This is a genomic window from Streptomyces sp. NPDC052064 (assembly GCF_055585925.1).
Window position 1 is genome coordinate 183,743 of sequence record NZ_JBVJJE010000012.1, and the last position, 17,398, is coordinate 201,140.

13 protein-coding genes, 2 tRNA genes and 1 pseudogene are annotated in these 17,398 nt (G+C 72.4%); 10 read left to right on the forward strand and 6 right to left on the reverse strand.

Translation table 11 applies throughout. The annotated features are described in order from the left end of the window. Nucleotides 1-14: 14 nt before the first annotated feature. Nucleotides 15-1,226, reverse strand: coding sequence for an MFS transporter (locus ACZ6TU_RS30075; RefSeq protein ID WP_467677941.1), 1,212 nt, complete (start codon nucleotides 1,224-1,226; stop codon nucleotides 15-17). Nucleotides 1,227-1,356: 130 nt separating this feature from the next. Here ACZ6TU_RS30075 and ACZ6TU_RS30080 point away from each other — a divergent pair, with 130 nt between their 5' ends. Beyond that, the gene (locus ACZ6TU_RS30080) at nucleotides 1,357-1,935 is read left to right on the forward strand and encodes a TetR/AcrR family transcriptional regulator (RefSeq protein ID WP_467677939.1); all 579 of its coding nucleotides are present in this window, start codon (nucleotides 1,357-1,359) and stop codon (nucleotides 1,933-1,935) included. A 6-nt stretch (nucleotides 1,936-1,941) separates the two neighbouring features. Here the strand turns inward: ACZ6TU_RS30080 and ACZ6TU_RS30085 are convergent, their stop codons facing one another. Together ACZ6TU_RS30085 and ACZ6TU_RS30090 are read right to left on the reverse strand one after the other, a co-directional pair. Continuing rightward, on the reverse strand, nucleotides 1,942-6,822 hold the full coding sequence (locus tag ACZ6TU_RS30085; protein WP_469552156.1) for a hybrid sensor histidine kinase/response regulator: 4,881 nt from the start codon (nucleotides 6,820-6,822) through the stop codon (nucleotides 1,942-1,944). Between the two features lie 320 nt (nucleotides 6,823-7,142). Beyond that, nucleotides 7,143-7,751, reverse strand: coding sequence for an SSI family serine proteinase inhibitor (locus ACZ6TU_RS30090; RefSeq protein ID WP_467677935.1), 609 nt, complete (start codon nucleotides 7,749-7,751; stop codon nucleotides 7,143-7,145). A 253-nt stretch (nucleotides 7,752-8,004) separates the two neighbouring features. On the opposite strand from ACZ6TU_RS30090, the gene ACZ6TU_RS30095 reads away from it, so the two are divergent. The 3 genes from ACZ6TU_RS30095 (at nucleotide 8,005) to ACZ6TU_RS30105 (ending at nucleotide 8,847) form a co-directional block, all read left to right on the forward strand. After that, nucleotides 8,005-8,095, forward strand: a tRNA-Ser gene (locus ACZ6TU_RS30095). Nucleotides 8,096-8,293: 198 nt separating this feature from the next. Further along, nucleotides 8,294-8,366 (forward strand) — tRNA-Arg (locus ACZ6TU_RS30100). A gap of 151 nt (nucleotides 8,367-8,517) precedes the next feature. Next, on the forward strand, nucleotides 8,518-8,847 hold the full coding sequence (locus ACZ6TU_RS30105) for a GYD domain-containing protein (RefSeq protein ID WP_467677933.1): 330 nt from the start codon (nucleotides 8,518-8,520) through the stop codon (nucleotides 8,845-8,847). A gap of 86 nt (nucleotides 8,848-8,933) precedes the next feature. Here ACZ6TU_RS30105 and ACZ6TU_RS30110 read toward each other — a convergent pair. From ACZ6TU_RS30110 to ACZ6TU_RS30120, 3 genes and pseudogenes are all read right to left on the reverse strand, one after another. Beyond that, a pseudogene (locus ACZ6TU_RS30110) lies at nucleotides 8,934-9,128 on the reverse strand (DNA-binding protein); the annotation flags it as partial. Beyond that, a complete protein-coding gene (locus ACZ6TU_RS30115) occupies nucleotides 9,125-9,397 on the reverse strand; it encodes a hypothetical protein (RefSeq protein ID WP_469552245.1) in 273 nt (90 codons plus the stop codon). The pseudogene ACZ6TU_RS30110 and the gene ACZ6TU_RS30115, both read right to left, overlap by 4 nt. Then, on the reverse strand, nucleotides 9,394-9,870 hold the full coding sequence (locus ACZ6TU_RS30120; protein WP_467677931.1) for a MarR family winged helix-turn-helix transcriptional regulator: 477 nt from the start codon (nucleotides 9,868-9,870) through the stop codon (nucleotides 9,394-9,396). Before ACZ6TU_RS30120 ends, ACZ6TU_RS30115 begins: the two co-directional genes overlap by 4 nt. A gap of 102 nt (nucleotides 9,871-9,972) precedes the next feature. On the opposite strand from ACZ6TU_RS30120, the gene ACZ6TU_RS30125 reads away from it, so the two are divergent. The 6 genes from ACZ6TU_RS30125 to ACZ6TU_RS30150 all read left to right on the forward strand — a co-directional run bounded on the left by ACZ6TU_RS30125 (nucleotide 9,973) and on the right by ACZ6TU_RS30150 (nucleotide 17,360). Further along, on the forward strand, nucleotides 9,973-10,386 hold the full coding sequence (locus tag ACZ6TU_RS30125) for an HGxxPAAW family protein (protein WP_469552159.1): 414 nt from the start codon (nucleotides 9,973-9,975) through the stop codon (nucleotides 10,384-10,386). A gap of 46 nt (nucleotides 10,387-10,432) precedes the next feature. Then, the gene (locus ACZ6TU_RS30130; protein WP_469552161.1) at nucleotides 10,433-11,305 is read left to right on the forward strand and encodes a DUF2797 domain-containing protein; all 873 of its coding nucleotides are present in this window, start codon (nucleotides 10,433-10,435) and stop codon (nucleotides 11,303-11,305) included. A 127-nt stretch (nucleotides 11,306-11,432) separates the two neighbouring features. After that, on the forward strand, nucleotides 11,433-12,173 hold the full coding sequence (locus ACZ6TU_RS30135; protein WP_467677925.1) for a response regulator transcription factor: 741 nt from the start codon (nucleotides 11,433-11,435) through the stop codon (nucleotides 12,171-12,173). Continuing rightward, nucleotides 12,170-13,756, forward strand: a complete 1,587-nt coding sequence (locus ACZ6TU_RS30140; RefSeq protein ID WP_469552164.1) for a sensor histidine kinase — start codon at nucleotides 12,170-12,172, stop codon at nucleotides 13,754-13,756. The genes ACZ6TU_RS30135 and ACZ6TU_RS30140 overlap by 4 nt, the downstream gene beginning before the upstream one ends. Before the next feature lie 14 nt (nucleotides 13,757-13,770). Further along, nucleotides 13,771-15,180 carry a bifunctional glycosyltransferase family 2/GtrA family protein gene (locus tag ACZ6TU_RS30145; protein ID WP_469552166.1) on the forward strand — a complete coding sequence of 470 codons (1,410 nt, stop codon included), beginning with the start codon at nucleotides 13,771-13,773 and terminating at the stop codon, nucleotides 15,178-15,180. Continuing rightward, nucleotides 15,177-17,360, forward strand: a complete 2,184-nt coding sequence (locus ACZ6TU_RS30150; RefSeq protein WP_469552168.1) for an ArnT family glycosyltransferase — start codon at nucleotides 15,177-15,179, stop codon at nucleotides 17,358-17,360. Before ACZ6TU_RS30145 ends, ACZ6TU_RS30150 begins: the two co-directional genes overlap by 4 nt. The last annotated feature ends 38 nt before the right edge of the window (nucleotides 17,361-17,398 follow it).

The window sequence follows — 17,398 nt, forward strand, 5'->3', positions numbered from 1 at the left end:
TTGCCTGACCGCCGTCACCGCCGTACGGCGGTCAGCCCCCACCCCAGCACCAGCCACACGCCCGCCACCCCGCACACCCCGCCCCAGCCGAAGTGGCTGAAGGCGAACCCGGCGAGGGCCGAGGCGCCGGCACCGCCCGCGAAACCGGCGACCACGTAGGCGGTGTTGGCGGTGGCCGGGGTGGACGTGGCGGTCAGGGCGAGGGTCTGGTTGGCGACGTGGGACGCCACCAGCGCCGCGTGGATCGCGACCGCGGCGGCGAACAGCGCGCCCAGTGTGTGCCCGCCCAGCCAGAACAGCGGCACGGACACGGCGGCGAGCAGGTACGCGGACCGCACGACACGCGCCGCGCCGAACCGGTCCACCAGCCCGCCCGCCAGCGGCGCCACGGCACTCGCCGTCAGCCCGAAGAGCCCGAAGAGCCCGGCCGCCGCGGTGGACAGCCCGTACGCCGGCCCGGTCAGCAGCAGGGCGAGCGAGGTCCACAGCGCGCTCCACGCCCCGAACATCCCGGCCTGCCGCAGGCAGGCGCGCCACAGGTCGGGCGAGTGGCGCAGCACCGAGGGCAGCGCGGCGAGTCCGGCGAACAGCGGGCCTTCCCGTCGCCGCTGCGACGGCAGGACGAGGGTGGTCGCGAGCCCCAGGACGAGGGTGAGCACGGCCGCGCCCGCGAACACCCACCGCCACCCGAAGGCCTGCCCGGCCAGTCCGCCCAGCACCCGGGCGGCGACGATGCCGGTGAAAAGGCCCGCGATGACGGCCGCGACATGCCGGGCACGCCGCTCGGCCGGAGCGCGTTCGGCGACCAGCGGGACGAGCAGTTGCGGAATGACGGTCGCGGCCGAGGCGACGAACACGGCGACTGCGAGGGCGGTGACCCCCGGGGCGGCCGCACTCGCGGCCAGCGCGACGGTGGTGACGAGCGTGAGCCCGCCGACCAGCCGACGCCGGTTCGCGCTGTCGCCGAGCGGCGCGAAGAACAGCAGGCCGACCGCGTAGCCGAGCTGCGCGACCGAGGCGATCCAGGCGACGGCCGAGGGGGCCGAGCCGAAGTCGCGTGCCATGAGCGAGAGCAGCGGGGCGGCGAGGTAGATGTTGGCGGCGGTGACCGCGCTGCACACGGCGATCAGGACGAGGAAGAGACCGGGGGACGGGGTACGCGCCGGCCGCGCGGGGGCGGTGCCTGCCCGGCGGGACGTGGTCGTACTCGTGGTCGCTGGCGGCATGGGAGGAGGACTCCTTGGAGTCGGCTCTAACAACTAACTGGTTGGTTGGATAACGGGGCAACAGTGTGGGGCGCCCTTCGATTCCCTGTCAACCAAACAGTTGGTTACCTGGCGCGCTACCCTCTCCCCCATGGCAGCAAGGGACCCTGAGGCCACCAAGGCCCGGATCTTCGAGGCGGCGGTCGCCGAGTTCGCCCGGCACGGCATCGCCGGCGCCCGCATCGACCGCATCGCCGCCGAGGCGAAGGCCAACAAGCAGTTGATCTACGCCTACTTCGGCAACAAGGCGGAGCTGTTCGCGATCGTCCTCGAGAAGAAGATGCTCCACCTCGCCGAAGCCGTCCCCGTCGACCCGGACGACATCGGGGGCTGGGTCGACCGCCTGATGGACTACCACGCCGCCCACCCGGAGCTGCTGCGCCTGCTCTTCTGGGAGGGACTGGAGTACGGCAGCACCGAACTGCCCCACGAGTCCGACCGCCAGGAGCACTACGCCCGCAAGGTCGCCGCCCTCCGGGACGGCCAGGACCGGGGCGTCGTCACCGACGCCATCCCGGCGGCCGACCTGCTGTTCCTGCTGACCGCCCTGGCCAACTGGACCGCGGTCGTGCCGCAGATGCGGCGCATCCTGGTCGGGGGCGAGGACCCCGACCGGGACCGCCTGCGCACCTCGGTCAAGGAGGCGGCCCGCCGCCTGACGGCCCGATAGGGCCCGCTAGTTGGTCCCGATCCGGGACAGCAGCTCGACGATCCGGGACTGTACCTCGTTGCTGGTGGACCGCTCAGCCAGGAAGAGCACCGTTTCTCCGGAGGCCAGCCGCGGCAGGTCGGCCTGGTCGACGGCGGCCGTGTAGACGACGAGCGGGGTGCGGTTGAGCTGCCCGTTCGCGCGCAGCCAGTCCACGATCCCGGCCTGTCGCCGGTGCACCTGCAACAGGTCCATCACGACCAGGTTCGGCCGGAACTGCCCCGCCAGCGTCACCGCGTCGGCGTCACTCGCCGCCCGCGCGACCTGCATTCCGCGCCGCTCCAGCGTCGCCGTCAGCGCCAGCGCGATCTCCGCGTGTTCCTCGATCAGCAGTACGCGCGGCGGGTGCTGCTCACTGTCGCGCGGCGCCAGCGCCTTCAGCAGGACGGCGGGATCGGCACCGTACGCCGCGTCCCGTGAGGCCTGCCCGAGTCCGGCCGTGACCAGGACGGGCACCTCGGCGGCGACGGCGGCCTGCCGCAGCGACTGCAACGCCGTACGCGTGATCGGCCCGGTCAGCGGATCGACGAACAGCGCGGCGGGGAAGGCCGCGATCTGCGCGTCGACCTCCTCGCGCGAGTTCACGATCACGGGCCGGTAGCCGCGGTCGCTCAGCGCCTGCGAGGTGCTGACGTCCGGCGCCGGCCACACCAGCAGCCGCCGCGGGTTGTCCAGCGGCTCCGGCGGCAATTCGTCGTCCATCGGCTGCGGCAGCGGCGGATCGGCCACCTCGACGGCACCGCCCGGCCCGTCCAGCGGCTCCGGCCCCTCGGCGGCGTTCTCGTCCGGCGCGCCTATGGCGTACGACCGTCCACCGCCCTCGGTCATCTGCGCGAGCCGCGACTGACCGGCGAGGGACGGCTGCGCCGGGACGGGCGCGGGGACCTGGGCGGTGCCCTGCGCGGGCGTCGGCTCGGTCGCCGGATGCGGGCGGGCGGCCTGCTCGGGGCGGGGCGCCGGTTCCTGGCGCGAGGTCTGCTCGGTCCGCCCGGCCTGTTCCGTCCGCGCGGCCGGGTCGGGCGGCGTGCCCAGCTTGCGGCGCCGGCCCGATCCGTTCGACTGGTGCGGCGGCGGCGTCGCCGACTGCTGGGACGCGGGCACCCCCGGCGCCTGCGGGGCGGAAGCGGCGGAGGGACGCGAGGCGGGCACGCCCGACGGCTGCTGCACGTGGGCCGCCTGCCGGTTGAACGGCACGCCCTGACCCAGCGTCCGCACGCTGATCGCCCGCCCTTGCGTCGAGTTCGGATCGACGGGCGCGGCCGCCTCCGCGGGCAAGGGCTGAGCCGCCCGCGCCGCGCCCTCCGGGGGCAGCGGGGTGCCCGGGGCCGGGGTGTGGGGCTGCGGGGACTGGGCCTGGGCCTGGGTTCCGGCCGCGGGGGTGCCGTTCGGTGGCACGGGGTGGGCGGTGCTGTTGGGGGCTGCGGACTGTGCCGCGCCCTTGGGCGGTACCGACTGCGCCGCACCGTTCGGAGGTACGGCGACACCGGCCCCCGTGCTGTGGTCGGCGGCGGGCCAGGGCTGTGGCTGGGGAGTGGGGGCGGGGGTGCCCTGTGCCGCGGACGGGGCTCCGGGGGTGGCGGTGCCCTGGGCCGGAGTGCCCGGAGCCGGGGTGCCCGGAGCCGGGGTGCCCGGAGCCGGGGCGCCGTGCCCGGGGGCGGCTTCGGCGGGGAGCGGCTGACCGGCGGAGGGCTGCTGCTCCGGTGTGACGGTGTTCTGCTGCGGCAGGGGCTGGGCGCCGTGGGGCTGGTTCAGGGACGCAGGCTGAAGCGCCTGACCGGGGAGGGCCGCCTGCACGCTGTGCCCGAGACCGCCCGGGGCGGGGACGGACACGCCCTGCGGGGGTGCGGCGACACCCTGGGGCGGGACTGCGGTGCCCTGCGGCTGGGCGACGTTGCCCTGCGGGTGCACGGCGTCGCCCTGCGGGTGAGCTGCGTTGCCCTGCGCCGGAACCTGCGGCGGCACGGCCGTACCGGGCGCGACCTGCCCGGCGGTCACCCCGGCCTGGACGGGCACACCCTGACCCGGGGCACCCTGCCCCGGACCGGCCTGGCCCGCCGGAATCTGACCGGTGACGTCCTGCTGAGCGGGAACTCCCTGCTCGGACCCGGCGGGTACGGAACCCGCCGGGGCGAGACCCGCCTGACCGGCACCGCCCTGCACAGGAGCGTGCTGTCCAGCCCCCTGCACAGGTGCCGTACCGGGCGCCTGAACTCCGCCGCCGTCGGTCGGCTGAGCCGCCACGGCCCGCCGCCGACGCCCCGTCGGCGCACTCGTGGGATGGGGCTGCGGCGGGGTGTGATCGGCGGACTGGTCGTGCGGAACGGCGTCGTGTCGACCCTCCTCGGCCACCCCGTCACCGGTGGCAGCCGAACCAGGAACCGCCGCGGCCCCCTGCGCCTGACCCGGCACCGGCCCCTGACCGGGCACACCACCTGGCGCGACCTGCTGCCCCTGGTCGGACGGTCCGGCCGGTCCGGCCGGGGCCTGATCCGCCTCGGCCGGCGGCAGGGCGAACACCGGACGCGGACCCGCCGCCTCCTGCGCGGCCGCCCGCTCGGCGGCGGCAGCCAGCGCCCGCCGCCGACGCCCGGTCGGCTGCGAAGCCTGGGCTTGGCCCTGGGCCGCGTCGGTGGACTCCGCGGCGGCCTCGCCGGACGGCGCGGGCAGTGCCGGCGGCAGCGCGTGCTGCTCGCCGGGCTCACGCCGGGCCCGCCGCCCGGAGGGCGCGGGCACGCCCTGCGGCGGCACGGTGCCGCCCAGCCCCGTGCCCGATGCGGCGGTCCCCGCCGCATGCTCGGCGGCCGTGACGACGGCCCCTTCGGCGACGCCCTGGACGGCACCCCCGACGGGCAGGGCCGCAACCGCGCCGGCGTTCTCGGCGCTGCGCCGCCGCCGTCCGGTACCGCCCGAAACGGCCGCACCCTCACCGGAAGCCTGCGCGGGAAGGGCAGCCGGTTCCCCGGCGGCCCGCCTCCGCCGCCGCCCGGTCGGCGTAACCCCCTCGGCACCGGACCCTTCGGCCCCGTCGCCCTCAGCGGGAACGTCACCGTCCAGGAACGCATCGGTGGTGGCCCGCCGCGCCCGGCGCCGTCCTCCACCGGAGGTGTACTCGCCGGAGGTCTGCTCACCGAAGGCAGCGGGCAGCCCCTCGTCGACCGCCTGGACGGCATCCGCGACAACCGCCCCGGCCCCGCCCCCGATCGGCACTTCGAGGACGTACGCGTTACCGCTCATCCCCGGCACTTCATGCGTCTGGAGCACGCCACCGTGAGCCCGGACGATCCCGCGGACGATGGGCTCGTGCACGGTGTCGCCGCCGGTGTACGGCCCGCGCACCTCGATGCGTACGACCTCGCCGCGCTGCGCCGCCGCCACCACGACGGTGTTGTCCATGTAACCGCCCGCGGACACGGGCGTGTTGCCGGTCGCGTCGACCCCCGCCACGTCCGCGACCAGGTGCGCGAGGGCGGTCGCGAGCAGCCGGGGATCGACCTCGGCCTCGATGGGCGGCGCGTGCACGGCGAACTGCACCCGCCCGGGCCCGATGAGCTCGACGGCCCCGTCGACACCGGCGGCGACGACGGCGTCCAGCATCACCTTCGTACGGGAGATGCCCTCGCTGCCCGTGTCGAGCCGCTGGTAGCCGAGGACGTTGTCGATGAGCGTCGTGATGCGCGAATACCCGGCGGACAGGTGGTGCAGCACCTGGTTGGCCTCGGGCCAGAGCTGCCCGGCGTCGTCGGCAGCCAGCGCGGCCAGCTCGCGGCGCAGCTCCTCCAGCGGCCCGCGCAGCGACTGACCGAGCAGGGTCAGCAACTGCTCGTGCCGCGCGGCGAGTGCCTCGTACCGGTCCTTCTCCCGCTCCCCGAGGGCGGCGTACCGGTCCTCGTTCGCGCCGAGTTCCTCGGCGTGCCGCTCGCGCAGCTCCTCCAGCTCGGTGACGTGCTGCTGGCGCAGCGCGGTCAGCTCGGAGGCGTGCTCCTCGGCGATCCGCTCCAGCTCTTCCTCGTGGCGCTTCTCCGCCGCCTCCTTCTCCTCGACGACGGCGTCGTACGGCCGCCGGTCGGTGAAGGTCATCACGGCGCCGACGAGCTGTTCGCCGTCGCGCACGGGCGCGGTCGTCAGATCGACCGGCACCTTGCCGCCGTCCTTGGCGTACAGCACCTGCCCGCGCACCCGGTGCTTGCGCCCGGAGCGCAGGGTGTCGGCGAGCGGCGACTCCTCGTACGGGAAGGGCGATCCGTCGGCGCGCGAGTGCAGCACGAGATCGTGCAGTGCACGCCCGCCGAGGTCGCTGGCCCGGAAACCCAGTATCTGAGCGGCGGCCGGATTGACGAGCACGATCCGCCCGTCGGTGTCGGTCCCGACGACGCCCTCGGCCGCGGCCCGCAGGATCATCTCGGTCTGCCGCTGCGACCGCGCCAGCTCGGCCTCGGTGTCCACGGTCCCGGACAGGTCCCGCACGACGAGCATGAGCAGCTCGTCGCCGGTGTAGCCGTAACCGTCGTAGGCCTGCTGCCCGTTCTCCAGATTCGCACTGGTGACCTCGACGGGGAACTCGGTCCCGTCGGTCCTGCGCGCGATCATCCGCGTCGGCTTGGTCCGGGCATGCGGATCGAGGTGCTCCGGCCGCCGCATGGACCCAGGGATGAGCTTGGAGTCGAACTGCGGCAGCAGATCGAGCAGCCCACGCCCCACCAGAGCGGTCCCCGGCGTCTCGAAGGCCTCCAGGGCGATGGTGTTGGCGTTGACGACGGTCCCATTGGCGTTGACCAGCACCAACGCGTCGGGAAGCGCGTCCAGTATGGCTGCGAGGCGAGCAGCGCCTCGGGATGGCCTGCTGCTCACGAGACGCTTCCTCCCTGTTACCGCACCTTGCCGACCGCTCGGGCCATCTTGCCAACCGTCCCGCAGCGTGTCACGCGAGGGAGTCTAAGGGCTGTGGTTGCGCTCGCGACGCCGGATGAGAGCGAGGTCGCACGACAAAGTGACCTCGAACTGACGACCGAGTAACCGGAAACGCCCGCCCTCCTGCAACGACGTCGCGAGACCTTCGCGGGACCTTTACGAGGACAGTGTTTCTGTACCTTTTTGCCCGGGTGGCCGGATGGGAGCGTGCGTGGCCGGATAGGGACGCCGCATGCCGACACGCGCTCCCCTCAAGTCACTCAGGGGCGCTTCTCGGCCCCCATGTCCGGCAGCAGCGGCACGAGCCGGTCCCAGCGGGCGATCCCGCAGCCGTCACGGCGGTCGTACGTGGCGTCGACGGGCCGTCCGGCCCAGGTGCCGGTGACGTGCGCGGTGGCCGGCCCTCCGTACTGCATGGTGCAGATGCCGCCTTCCGGGGCGGGTGCGAAGACGTCCTTCCCCCACCGCGTGTCCCGCTCCAGGGCGTCACAGGCTCCGCGCGGGTCGGGATGGCTGCCGCCGTCGGGCCCGCAGTACAACTCGTACGTCCCGTCGGCCGCACCGCCCGCGTTCCGCACGGTGACGACGAGGTGATCACGGTCCTGGCCCCGATCCCGCCCTTGGTCCCGGCCCGGGTCCCGGCCTGCGTCGAGACCGGCCGGGGACAGCGGACCGCCCCCGCCGGCCAGGGCGTACGCGGCCGGAGACACCGCGGCCAGCGACCCGAAGGCGGCGGCGGAGGCGGCGGCACCGACGACGAGCCGCCGCAGACCGGGGCGAGCGGTGGTCCGGGAGGTCCGGGAGGTCCAGGAGGTCCAGGAGGTTCGGGGGGCGTTTCCGGGTTCAGCCCGGCGAATGGCATGCGACATGACCTGACTAACGCGGCGCGGGCCGGTACGTTGCGCGCCGGGCCGAGATACCGCACGACTCCACCGCGCCCCTCGCCGCCCCACACCCCGCCACGCCGGTCACGGCAGCGCCCCCGTACCGCCGCACCGGCCGGACAAGGCCTTTGCCCTGCGCCCTTCCCGCCTAGTACCGTGGGGGTCGATTGGTGACAGCACGCTCGACTGTGTCATCATCGGCACGCACCGACTCGCGGTCGCGCGGGAGGATGTGCCTGGAGGCGTCGCCTAGTCCGGTCTATGGCGCCGCACTGCTAATGCGGTTTGGGTCTTAAAGCCCATCGAGGGTTCAAATCCCTCCGCCTCCGCACCTGATCACGAAGCCCCGGTCACCCGACCGGGGCTTCGCTGTCGTCGACCCCGGCGCCGATGGGCCTCTGAGGCGGTTTCCGCAGGTCACAAGGGGTACGGCAAACGGATTTCACATGGCGGCGGCAGTCATGTAATGTTCTTCCTGTCGCCGCGAGCGAGCCGAAAGGCCCGGGAGCGGCGAAAAAACAGAACAAGCACTCGTAGCTTAACGGATAGAGCATCTGACTACGGATCAGAAGGTTGCAGGTTCGAATCCTGCCGAGTGCACACAAATCAGAGGCCCCGGATCACTCCGGGGCCTCTGGCGTTTCCCAGGCTCGATGGGCGCTCAACGTCTCCGGCCATTCGGGTGATGCGCGGGTCGCCGCCGGCGCCTTTACCGCCCCGCGGGGCATCCCTTGATGGACGCAAGGGAGACATGATGCCGCTCTACCTGTCGAGGTTCAGCTATACCCCGGAGACCTGGGCGAGGCTGATCGGCCGCCCGGAGGACCGGGCACAGGCAGCTCAGTCGTACATCGAGTCCGTCGGCGGGAAGCTCCACGGCTTCTGGTATGCCTTCGGCACGCACGACGGCTACAACCTGTGGGAGGCTCCGGACAACGTGTCCATGGCCGCGGTTGCGCTGGCGATCAGCGGAGGCGGTGCGCTGAGTTCGTTCGAGACGACAGTTCTCCTGACCGTCGACGAGACGATCGAGGCCCTGCGCACAGCCGAGCAGGTCCAGTACCGGGCTCCTGGCGCGTAGCGGAAGGCCTCGGCTCAGACCTTCTCCACGGCTCACACGTCGATGCTCGGCAGTGAGCAGCCCGGCGTCTTCCGTGTCGACGTCAGGACCGTCAGGCGGGACAGGGTCCACTTCAGTGCGGCGTCGTTGATCTCCGGGTGGATCACCTCGAGCAGCACCGCCGCAGACGTGACCACCGGAAGGTCCGCGTCGCGGGCCGCCGTCAGCCACTCGTGGATCTCTCGATCACGCTGTACGGCCCTCGCCAGGGCCTCGCTGCCGAGGGCCAGGGCACCGCTCACGCTGCCGCGCCGGCATCGGAGGAGCCGTCGGTCAGCCGGGCGCGCTTGGCTGCCACGACTTCCGGGTCGGTCGGGCCGAGCACCTTGTCGAAGTCCGCGATCAGCTCGTCGAGGTTGTCCCGCTCGATCTGCCGCTGGGCAGCCCTTTCCAGGTACGCCGAGACTCCCCGCTTGCCGACCCGCTCACGGATCGCCCGCAGCGTTCCGGCGGTCAGGGTGACGGAGATACCGCTGGTGGGGCCGTCTTGCGGTTCTCGGTCGGCGTTCAGTCAGTGCGGCAGTGCTCCTCCAGGTAGCACGCCGCCAGCGCGCTCGCGCGGGTGAACCAGTCGTTCAGGACCGCGATTTCGTCGGGGGAGTAGTCCGTGAAGAGTTCCGTGAGGCGGGCGTAGTACGGCTCGTAGACCTCTCGGACGCGGGCGACCGCGTCGGGCTGGGCGGCTACCCGGATGCGGCGGCGGTCGGTCGGGTCGGGGCGGCGGGTGATGTAGCCGGCGCGTTCCAGGCGGTTGAGGATGCCGGTGACCGCGCCCGTCGTGACGTGGACGCGGGCTGCCAGGTCGCCGGCCGTGGGCAGGTTCTCACCGGCCTCGATGACGTAGGCGAAGCAGGTGAGGTCGGTCACACTCAGGCCTACCTGTTCGGCGATCTCATGCTGCCCGACCAGGTGGGTCGCGATGAGGTGGTCCATCGCCAACAGTGCCTGCTCCGCCGTGGCGGCCGGACGCGGCTTGGCTCGCATTCCCAGATCCCTTAGTTCGTGAGATGTTTGGGCTCTAAAAGTCTTGTTGGTGAGGGATTCGGGGGTGGGTTCCCGAGACCTTCGTCCGTAAGGGGGCAGCGCATGAGCGCACATCAGTATGACCACGGGCATACCGTCGCGGGGTGGGTCGGAACGGGAATCGCGAGTGTCGGGGCCGCTGTGGCGGGGGCGGGGGTGTGTTTCGTTTCGGGTGTGCTGATCGCCGGTGGGCTCGGGATCGCTGTGGTCGGTCTGCTCGTCACCTGGGCGCTGCATCTGGCCGGCTGGGGGAAGGGACCAGGGACCCGGCCCCGCGAGGAGTGGGGGTGGCGGGTGCGGGACTCGGGGGCGCGGGCCGGGCATGACGAGTGCCTCGGGTGCCGGCTGGCCGGGCGGCGGCGTACGGCGAGTGCGGGCGGTACGGCCGAGGTGGCCGGGGGCGCTTCCGTGCGCGGCGATGTGAGTGTGGGCGGGGAGCCCGAGGCCGCTGCCCTGGGTGCCGACTCCGGGCGCTGACTCGCGCGGACGCCGTTGTCAGTGGTGCCCTCTAGTCTCGTCAGAGATGGCACAGGCATGGAAATGCTCGGGGCTGCGGTGGTCGGCGGACGGTCCCGTCCTGGCGTGGGGCGGCGGGCGGCGCAGCGCGCTGACCTGGGGGAAACGGGTGGCCTTCGGGGTCGCGGAGGGTGGTGGGCGGACGTGCGTGGGGGCTCGGGGGCATGCGTGTCCGACGGGGGCGGCCGTGTCGGCGCGGAGTACGGGGGCGCGGTGCGAGGAGTGTGCGCGGCTGGACCGGGCGCACTCCGTGGCCGCCGACACGATCGCGGACGATCCGCGGCCGTATCGCGTGTATCTGGCGTGGTTCGGGCCCGGCATGGTCAAGGTCGGGATCACGGCGGAGGAGCGGGGGTCGGCCCGGCTGCTCGAGCAGGGGGCGGTGTGCTTCAGCTGGCTCGGTGCCGGGCCCCTGATGGCCGCGCGGCGTACGGAGGAGTTGTTGCGGGCCGCGCTGGGGGTGCCCGACCGGATTCCATACGTCGAGAAGCGGGCCGTGCGGTCCGTGCTTCCGGAGGCGGCGGCTGACCGGGCCGTCGAGGTCGCCGAGTTGCATGCGCGGGCGGTCGCGCTGGGTGGGTGGCCGGAGTCGCTCGTGCGGGAGCCTCTGCGAGTTGTCGATCATGTGGAGGTGTTCGGGCTCGCCGGGCTGCCCGTCGCCGTCGGGGAGGTCGGCGAGCTCGTCGCCGGTGGGGTCGTGAGCGGGGAACTCGTGGCTGCTGCCGGACCCGATCTGCATCTGGCGACCGGGGGCGGGGTCGTCGTGCTGGACACGCGGCTGATGAGCGGGTGGGGGCTGGTGCCCGCCGCGGGTACGGAACTGACCGTTCCGGTGAGGGAGTTCAAGGAGGAGGTGGGTGTGCAGGAGGGGTTGTTCTGACCCGCCCGCTGATGAACCCCGCTCGCTGGCATTCCCAGGCGTTCCCTGAGAAGTGCCTGTGGGTTTCTCAGGGAAATCACAGGTTCTCGAAAGGGTGCTCTCAGAGCACCCCGACACCGTGTTCACCATGACCACGACCTCGCCCCAAGGGCGCACCGAACTGCTGAGGCCGGACGGGAGCCCCGTCCGAGTGCTTGTGGTGGACGACGAGATGTCGATCACCGAACTGCTGTCCATGGCCCTGCGCTATGAGGGATGGCAGATCCGGAGTGCCGGTGACGGCACGGGCGCGATCCAGACGGCGCGCGACTTCCGGCCCGACGCCGTCGTCCTGGACATGATGCTGCCCGACATGGACGGGCTGGCGGTTCTCGGACGGCTGCGCCGTGAGCTGCCGGACGTGCCGGTTCTCTTCCTCACCGCCAAGGACGCCGTCGAGGACCGGATCGCCGGGCTGACGGCCGGTGGAGACGACTACGTCACCAAGCCGTTCAGCCTCGAAGAGGTCGTCGCGCGGCTGCGCGGGCTGATACGGCGGTCCGGTGCCGCCGACCGGCGCTCCGACTCCACGCTGGTCGTCGGCGACCTCACCCTCGACGAGGACAGTCACGAGGTCACCCGGGGCGGTGACAACATCCACCTGACCGCGACCGAGTTCGAGCTGCTGCGGTTCCTGATGCGCAATCCGCGGCGCGTGCTCAGCAAGGCGCAGATCCTCGATCGCGTGTGGTCGTACGACTTCGGCGGGCAGGCCAATGTCGTCGAGCTGTACATCTCGTATCTGCGGCGGAAGATCGACGCGGGGCGGGAGCCGATGATCCACACCCGGCGTGGTGCCGGTTACCTGATCAAGCCCGCGGCGTCATGAGCGGGCGGCGACGGCCGGATACGCAGCAGTGGGCGGGCAAGCCGCGCACGCTGCGGACGCGGCTCGTCGTCGCGTCCGTGGTGCTGATCGCCGTGGTGTGTGCGGTGATCGGAACGGTGACGACGCTTGCCCTCAGGTCGCATCTGTACGAGCAGTTGAACGGGCAGGTCGACGACGCCGGCAAGCGCCTGTCGGGTCCTATGAAACCCGGGGGCGAAAACGACTCCGACTCGATCGAGAGGATCACCGGCTTCGTCAGGGGACCGGCCCAGCCGGAGACCATCGCCGCCGAGATCGGTGCCGACGGCACGGTCACCCGGGCGTTCATCGCCAAGGAGGCCTCCAACGAGATCGGCCCCTTCCAGCGGAATTCGGCCGTCAGCCTCACCGACGAGCAGAAGGCCGCCCTCGCCGAGGTGCCGACCAGTGGAATGCACACCGTCGACCTACCCGGCCTCGGCGCGTACCGCGTGCAGTACGTCCCCGGGGCCGACGGAGGCAGCTACTACGTAGCGCTGCCCACCGAGTCGGTCACCACCACGATCAACACCCTCATCCTCGTCGAGGTCAGCGTCACCGGCGCCGGCCTCGTCGCCGCCGCCATCGCCGGTTCCGTCCTCATCGGCGTAGCCACCCGCCCCCTCCGCCGCGTCGCCGCCACCGCCACCCGGGTCTCCGAACTCCCCCTGCACACCGGCGAGGTGAACCTCAGTGAGCGGGTCCCCGACTCCGAGACCGATCCGCACACCGAGGTCGGTCAGGTCGGTGCCGCGCTCAACCGGATGCTCGACCACGTCCACGGCGCGCTGCACGCACGGCAGCAGAGCGAGATGCGGGTCAGGCAGTTCGTCGCCGACGCCAGTCACGAGCTGCGGACGCCCCTCGCCTCCATTCGCGGATACGCCGAGCTGACCAGGCGCGGGAGAGAGGACGTCGGGCCAGACACCCGGCACGCCCTCGGGCGGATCGAGTCCGAGGCCGGGCGCATGACGCTGCTCGTCGAGGATCTGCTGCTGCTCGCCCGGCTGGACGCCGGGCGGCCGTTGCAGTTCGAGCAGACCGACCTCGTACCGCTCGTCGTGGACACCATCAGCGATGCCCGCGCGGCAGGCCAGGACCACAACTGGCGTCTCGACCTGCCCGACGAGCCCGCGATCGTGGCGGCGGACGCGGCCCGGCTCCAGCAGGTCCTCGTCAACCTGCTCGGCAACGCCCGCACCCACACCCCGCCCGGTACGACGGTCACCGCCCGCGTCCAGAGGCGCGGCACCTGGCTGTGCGTGGACGTCGAGGACAACGGGCAGGGCATCCCGGCCGAGCTGCTCCCACACGTCTTCGAACGGTTCGCCCGCGGCGACTCCGCGCGGTCCCGCGCCACCGGCTCGACCGGTCTCGGCCTCGCCATCGTGCAGGCCGTGGCGACCGCGCACGGCGGTGCCGTGGCCGTCGACAGCGTGCCCGGGCGGACCGTGTTCACGGTGCACCTGCCCGCGCTGCCGGCCCAGCCGCAGCCGGAAATGAGCCGGCAACAGCACTCACAGGCACGCCACAGCGTCACCACATGGGCACAACAGGGCGCCTGACGAAAGTCGGTTCCATGCGAACCGACTCTTCTCCCGGCACCCTGCCGGCGCGGGAGCACCTCCCGGCCGGACCAGCCGGTACGCCTGTCCTGGACGTAGTGATCCCCGTCTACAACGAGGAGAGGGACCTCCAGCCGTGCGTCCGCAGACTGCACGAGCACCTCGCCCGCACGTTCCCGTACGCGTTCCGCATCACGATCGCGGACAACGCCTCCACGGACACCACCCCGCAGGTGGCGGCACGGCTGGCAACGGAGATCCCCGAGGTCACCACCTTCCGCCTGGAGCAGAAGGGCCGCGGCCGGGCCCTGCGAGCCGTCTGGTCGGCGTCGGAGGCCCCGGTCCTCGCCTACATGGACGTGGACCTGTCCACCGACCTCAACGCCCTGCTCCCGCTGGTGGCGCCGCTGATCTCCGGCCACTCGGACCTCGCGATCGGCTCCCGGCTGGCCCGCAGCTCGCGCGTGGTGCGCGGCCCCAAGCGGGAGTTCATCAGCCGGGCCTACAACCTCATCCTGCGCGGCTCGCTCCAGGCCCGTTTCTCGGACGCCCAGTGCGGGTTCAAGGCGATCCGCCGTGACGTGGCGCAGGTGCTGCTGCCCCTGATCGAGGACACCGGCTGGTTCTTCGACACCGAGATGCTGGTGCTCGCCGAGCGCGCGGGACTCCGTATCCACGAGGTGCCGGTCGACTGGGTCGACGACCCCGACTCGACCGTGCACATCGTCAAGACCGCGACCGACGACCTCAAGGGCGTGTGGCGGATCGGCAGGGCCCTGGCCACCGGTTCGCTGCCGCTGGACCGGCTCACCCGGCCGTTCGGCGACGACCCGCGCGACCGGGACATCAAGGACGTACCGCGGGGCCTCGCCCGGCAGTTGGTCGGCTTCTGCGTCGTCGGCGGCCTCTCCACCCTCTTCTACCTGCTCCTCTACAGCGGCTTCCGCGTCTTCACCGGCTCCCAGGTCGCCAACGCGCTCGCCCTGCTGGTCTCGGCGATCGCCAACACCGCCGCGAACCGGCGGCTCACCTTCGGGGTGCGCGGGTGCGGCGGGGCCGTACGGCACCAGGCGCAGGGCCTCGTCGTCTTCGGCATCGGGCTCGCCCTGACCAGCGGCTCGCTCGCCGCGCTGGGCGCGGCCACGTCCGAGCCCGCGCACTCCACCGAACTGGCGGTGCTCATCGCCGCCAACCTCGCGGCCACCGTGCTGCGCTTCCTGCTCTTCCGGGCGTGGGTGTTCCCGGACCGGCGCGACAGCGAGACGACGGTGGTCGCCTCATACCCCACCGCCTCATACCCCAACACCGCGTACCCCAACGCCCAGTTCCGCGCCGGTGAAGCCGCGGACGGCACCTGGCAGGACGCCACCGTGCAGCTGCTGCCGGTGCGCCCCCACGACACCGATGCGAGGGACTTCCGATGACCGTCCACTACGACCAGCAGACCACCGACAGAGGCCCGAGTCCCGACACCCGGACCAGTCACCCCGCTGCCCCCGCACCGGCTCCCGACGCCGGTGAACCCAAGCGGCCCTTGCCGCAACGACTGTGGCGCGGCCGGCCCGAGGACCCCCGCTGGGCCCGACCGGCCTTCCTCGGCCTGCTGCTGGCGACCGCGGTGCTCTACCTCTACAACCTGAGCGCCTCCGGCTACGCCAACTCCTTCTACTCGGCGGCCGTCCAGGCGGGCAGCCAGTCCTGGAAGGCCCTCTTCTTCGGCTCGCTGGACGCGGCCAACGCCATCACCGTGGACAAGCCCCCGGCCGCGCTGTGGCCGATGGCCCTGTCGGTGCGGCTGTTCGGCCTCAGCTCCTGGGCGATCCTCGTCCCCGAGGTGCTCATGGGCGTCGGCACGGTGGCCGTCGTCTACGCCGCCGTACGCCGCCGGTTCAGCCCCGCGGCCGGTCTGATCGCGGGCGCTGTGCTCGCGCTCACCCCCGTCGCGGCGCTGATGTTCCGCTTCAACAACCCGGACGCGATGCTGGCCCTGCTGATGGCCGTGGCCTGCTACTTCGTCATCCGGGCCCTGGAGGACGGCCGTACCAGGTGGCTGGTGTGGGCGGGGGTGGCCATCGGCTTCGCCTTCCTCGCCAAGACCCTCCAGGCCTTCCTGATCCTGCCGCCGCTGGCGCTCGTCCACGCGGTGTGCGCACCGGTGTCGGTGAAGAAGCGATTCGGGCAACTGGCCCTCGCCACCGTCGCCTTGGTCGTCTCCGGCGGCTGGTGGGTCGCGATCGTCGAGCTGTGGCCCGCGTCCTCCCGCCCGTACATCGGCGGCTCGCAGAACAACAGCTTCCTGGAACTGACCTTCGGCTACAACGGCCTGGGCCGCCTCAACGGCGACGAGACCGGCAGCGTCGGAGGCGGTGGTGGCGGTGGCGGTGGCGGTGGCAACTGGGGCGAGACCGGCTGGGACCGTCTGTTCAGCTCCAGCATCGGTGGCCAGATCTCCTGGCTGATCCCGGCCGCGCTGATCCTGCTCGTCGCGGGCCTGGTGGCCACGGGCAAGGCACGGCGTACGTCGGTGACGCGCGGCGCGTTCCTCGTCTGGGGCGGCGCGCTGATCACGACCATGCTGGTCTTCAGCTACATGCAGGGCATCTTCCACGAGTACTACACGGTGGCGCTCGCTCCCTACATCGCACCGCTGGTCGGCATGGGCTCGGCGCTGCTCTGGGACAAGCGTGACAAGGCGTGGGCGTCCCTGACCCTGGCGGCAGCGATGACGGCCACCGCGGCCTGGGGCTACGTCCTGCTCAACCGCTCCTCCGACTACCTGCCCTGGCTGAAGTGGCTCGTCCTGGTCGGCGGCCTGACGGCGGCCCTCGGCCTGATCTTCGCCGGCCGGCTGGGGCGCCGACTGGCCCTGGGAGCGGCCGGGCTCGGTCTCGTCGCGGCACTGGCCGGCCCGGCGGCGTACACGCTCACCACGGTGAACGAGGGGCACACGGGCTCGATCGTCACGGCGGGTCCGGCGGTCGCGGGCGGACGCGGTGGGCCGGGCGGCGGCGGTGGTCCCGGTGGTGGCGGCTTCCCGGGTAGGGGCCAGAACCAGCAGGGGCAGCGGCCCGGCACCGGGAACGGCAACGCACAGGGGCAGCAGGGCAACGGCTTCCCCGGCGGCGGTTTCCCGGGCGGCGGCCGGAACCAGCAGGGCCAGAACACCACCCCCGGCGGCCAGACCGGCGACGGCGGCCGTATGGGCGGCATGGGCGGCGGTGGCGGCATGGGCGGTCTGCTCAACGGCGCCAGCGTCGGCTCTGAGGCCAAGAAGCTGCTGGAGACCGACGCCGACCAGTACACCTGGGCCGCGGCGGCCATCGGCGCCCAGAACGCCGCGAGTTACCAGCTGTCCACCGGCGAGCCGGTGATGGCCATCGGCGGCTTCAACGGCACGGACCCGTCCCCGACCCTGGCCCAGTTCAAGAAGTACGTGGAAGAAGGAAAGATCCACTACTTCATCGCCTCCGGCGCGGGCGGTGGCATGGGCGGCAGCAGCGACGGCACGTCCTCCCAGATCACCTCCTGGGTCGAGGCCAACTTCAAGAAGGTCACGGTCGGTTCGGCCACCTTCTACGACCTCACGCAGAAGGCGAGCGGCTGACAGTCCTCTGACCGGAAGAAGGGCGGTGGCCGAGAGCC

Excerpts from the sequence above, each read along its gene's own strand:
- ACZ6TU_RS30075 (WP_467677941.1), bottom strand. The coding sequence starts at position 1,226 with ATGCCGCCAGCGACCACGAGTACGACCACGTCCCGCCGGGCAGGCACC.
- ACZ6TU_RS30080 (WP_467677939.1), top strand. The coding sequence starts at position 1,357 with ATGGCAGCAAGGGACCCTGAGGCCACCAAGGCCCGGATCTTCGAGGCG.
- ACZ6TU_RS30090 (WP_467677935.1), bottom strand. The coding sequence starts at position 7,751 with ATGTCGCATGCCATTCGCCGGGCTGAACCCGGAAACGCCCCCCGAACC.
- ACZ6TU_RS30105 (WP_467677933.1), top strand. The coding sequence starts at position 8,518 with ATGATGCCGCTCTACCTGTCGAGGTTCAGCTATACCCCGGAGACCTGG.
- ACZ6TU_RS30120 (WP_467677931.1), bottom strand. The coding sequence starts at position 9,870 with ATGCGAGCCAAGCCGCGTCCGGCCGCCACGGCGGAGCAGGCACTGTTG.
- ACZ6TU_RS30125 (WP_469552159.1), top strand. The coding sequence starts at position 9,973 with ATGAGCGCACATCAGTATGACCACGGGCATACCGTCGCGGGGTGGGTC.
- ACZ6TU_RS30130 (WP_469552161.1), top strand. The coding sequence starts at position 10,433 with ATGGCACAGGCATGGAAATGCTCGGGGCTGCGGTGGTCGGCGGACGGT.
- ACZ6TU_RS30135 (WP_467677925.1), top strand. The coding sequence starts at position 11,433 with ATGACCACGACCTCGCCCCAAGGGCGCACCGAACTGCTGAGGCCGGAC.
- ACZ6TU_RS30140 (WP_469552164.1), top strand. The coding sequence starts at position 12,170 with ATGAGCGGGCGGCGACGGCCGGATACGCAGCAGTGGGCGGGCAAGCCG.
- ACZ6TU_RS30145 (WP_469552166.1), top strand. The coding sequence starts at position 13,771 with ATGCGAACCGACTCTTCTCCCGGCACCCTGCCGGCGCGGGAGCACCTC.
- ACZ6TU_RS30150 (WP_469552168.1), top strand. The coding sequence starts at position 15,177 with ATGACCGTCCACTACGACCAGCAGACCACCGACAGAGGCCCGAGTCCC.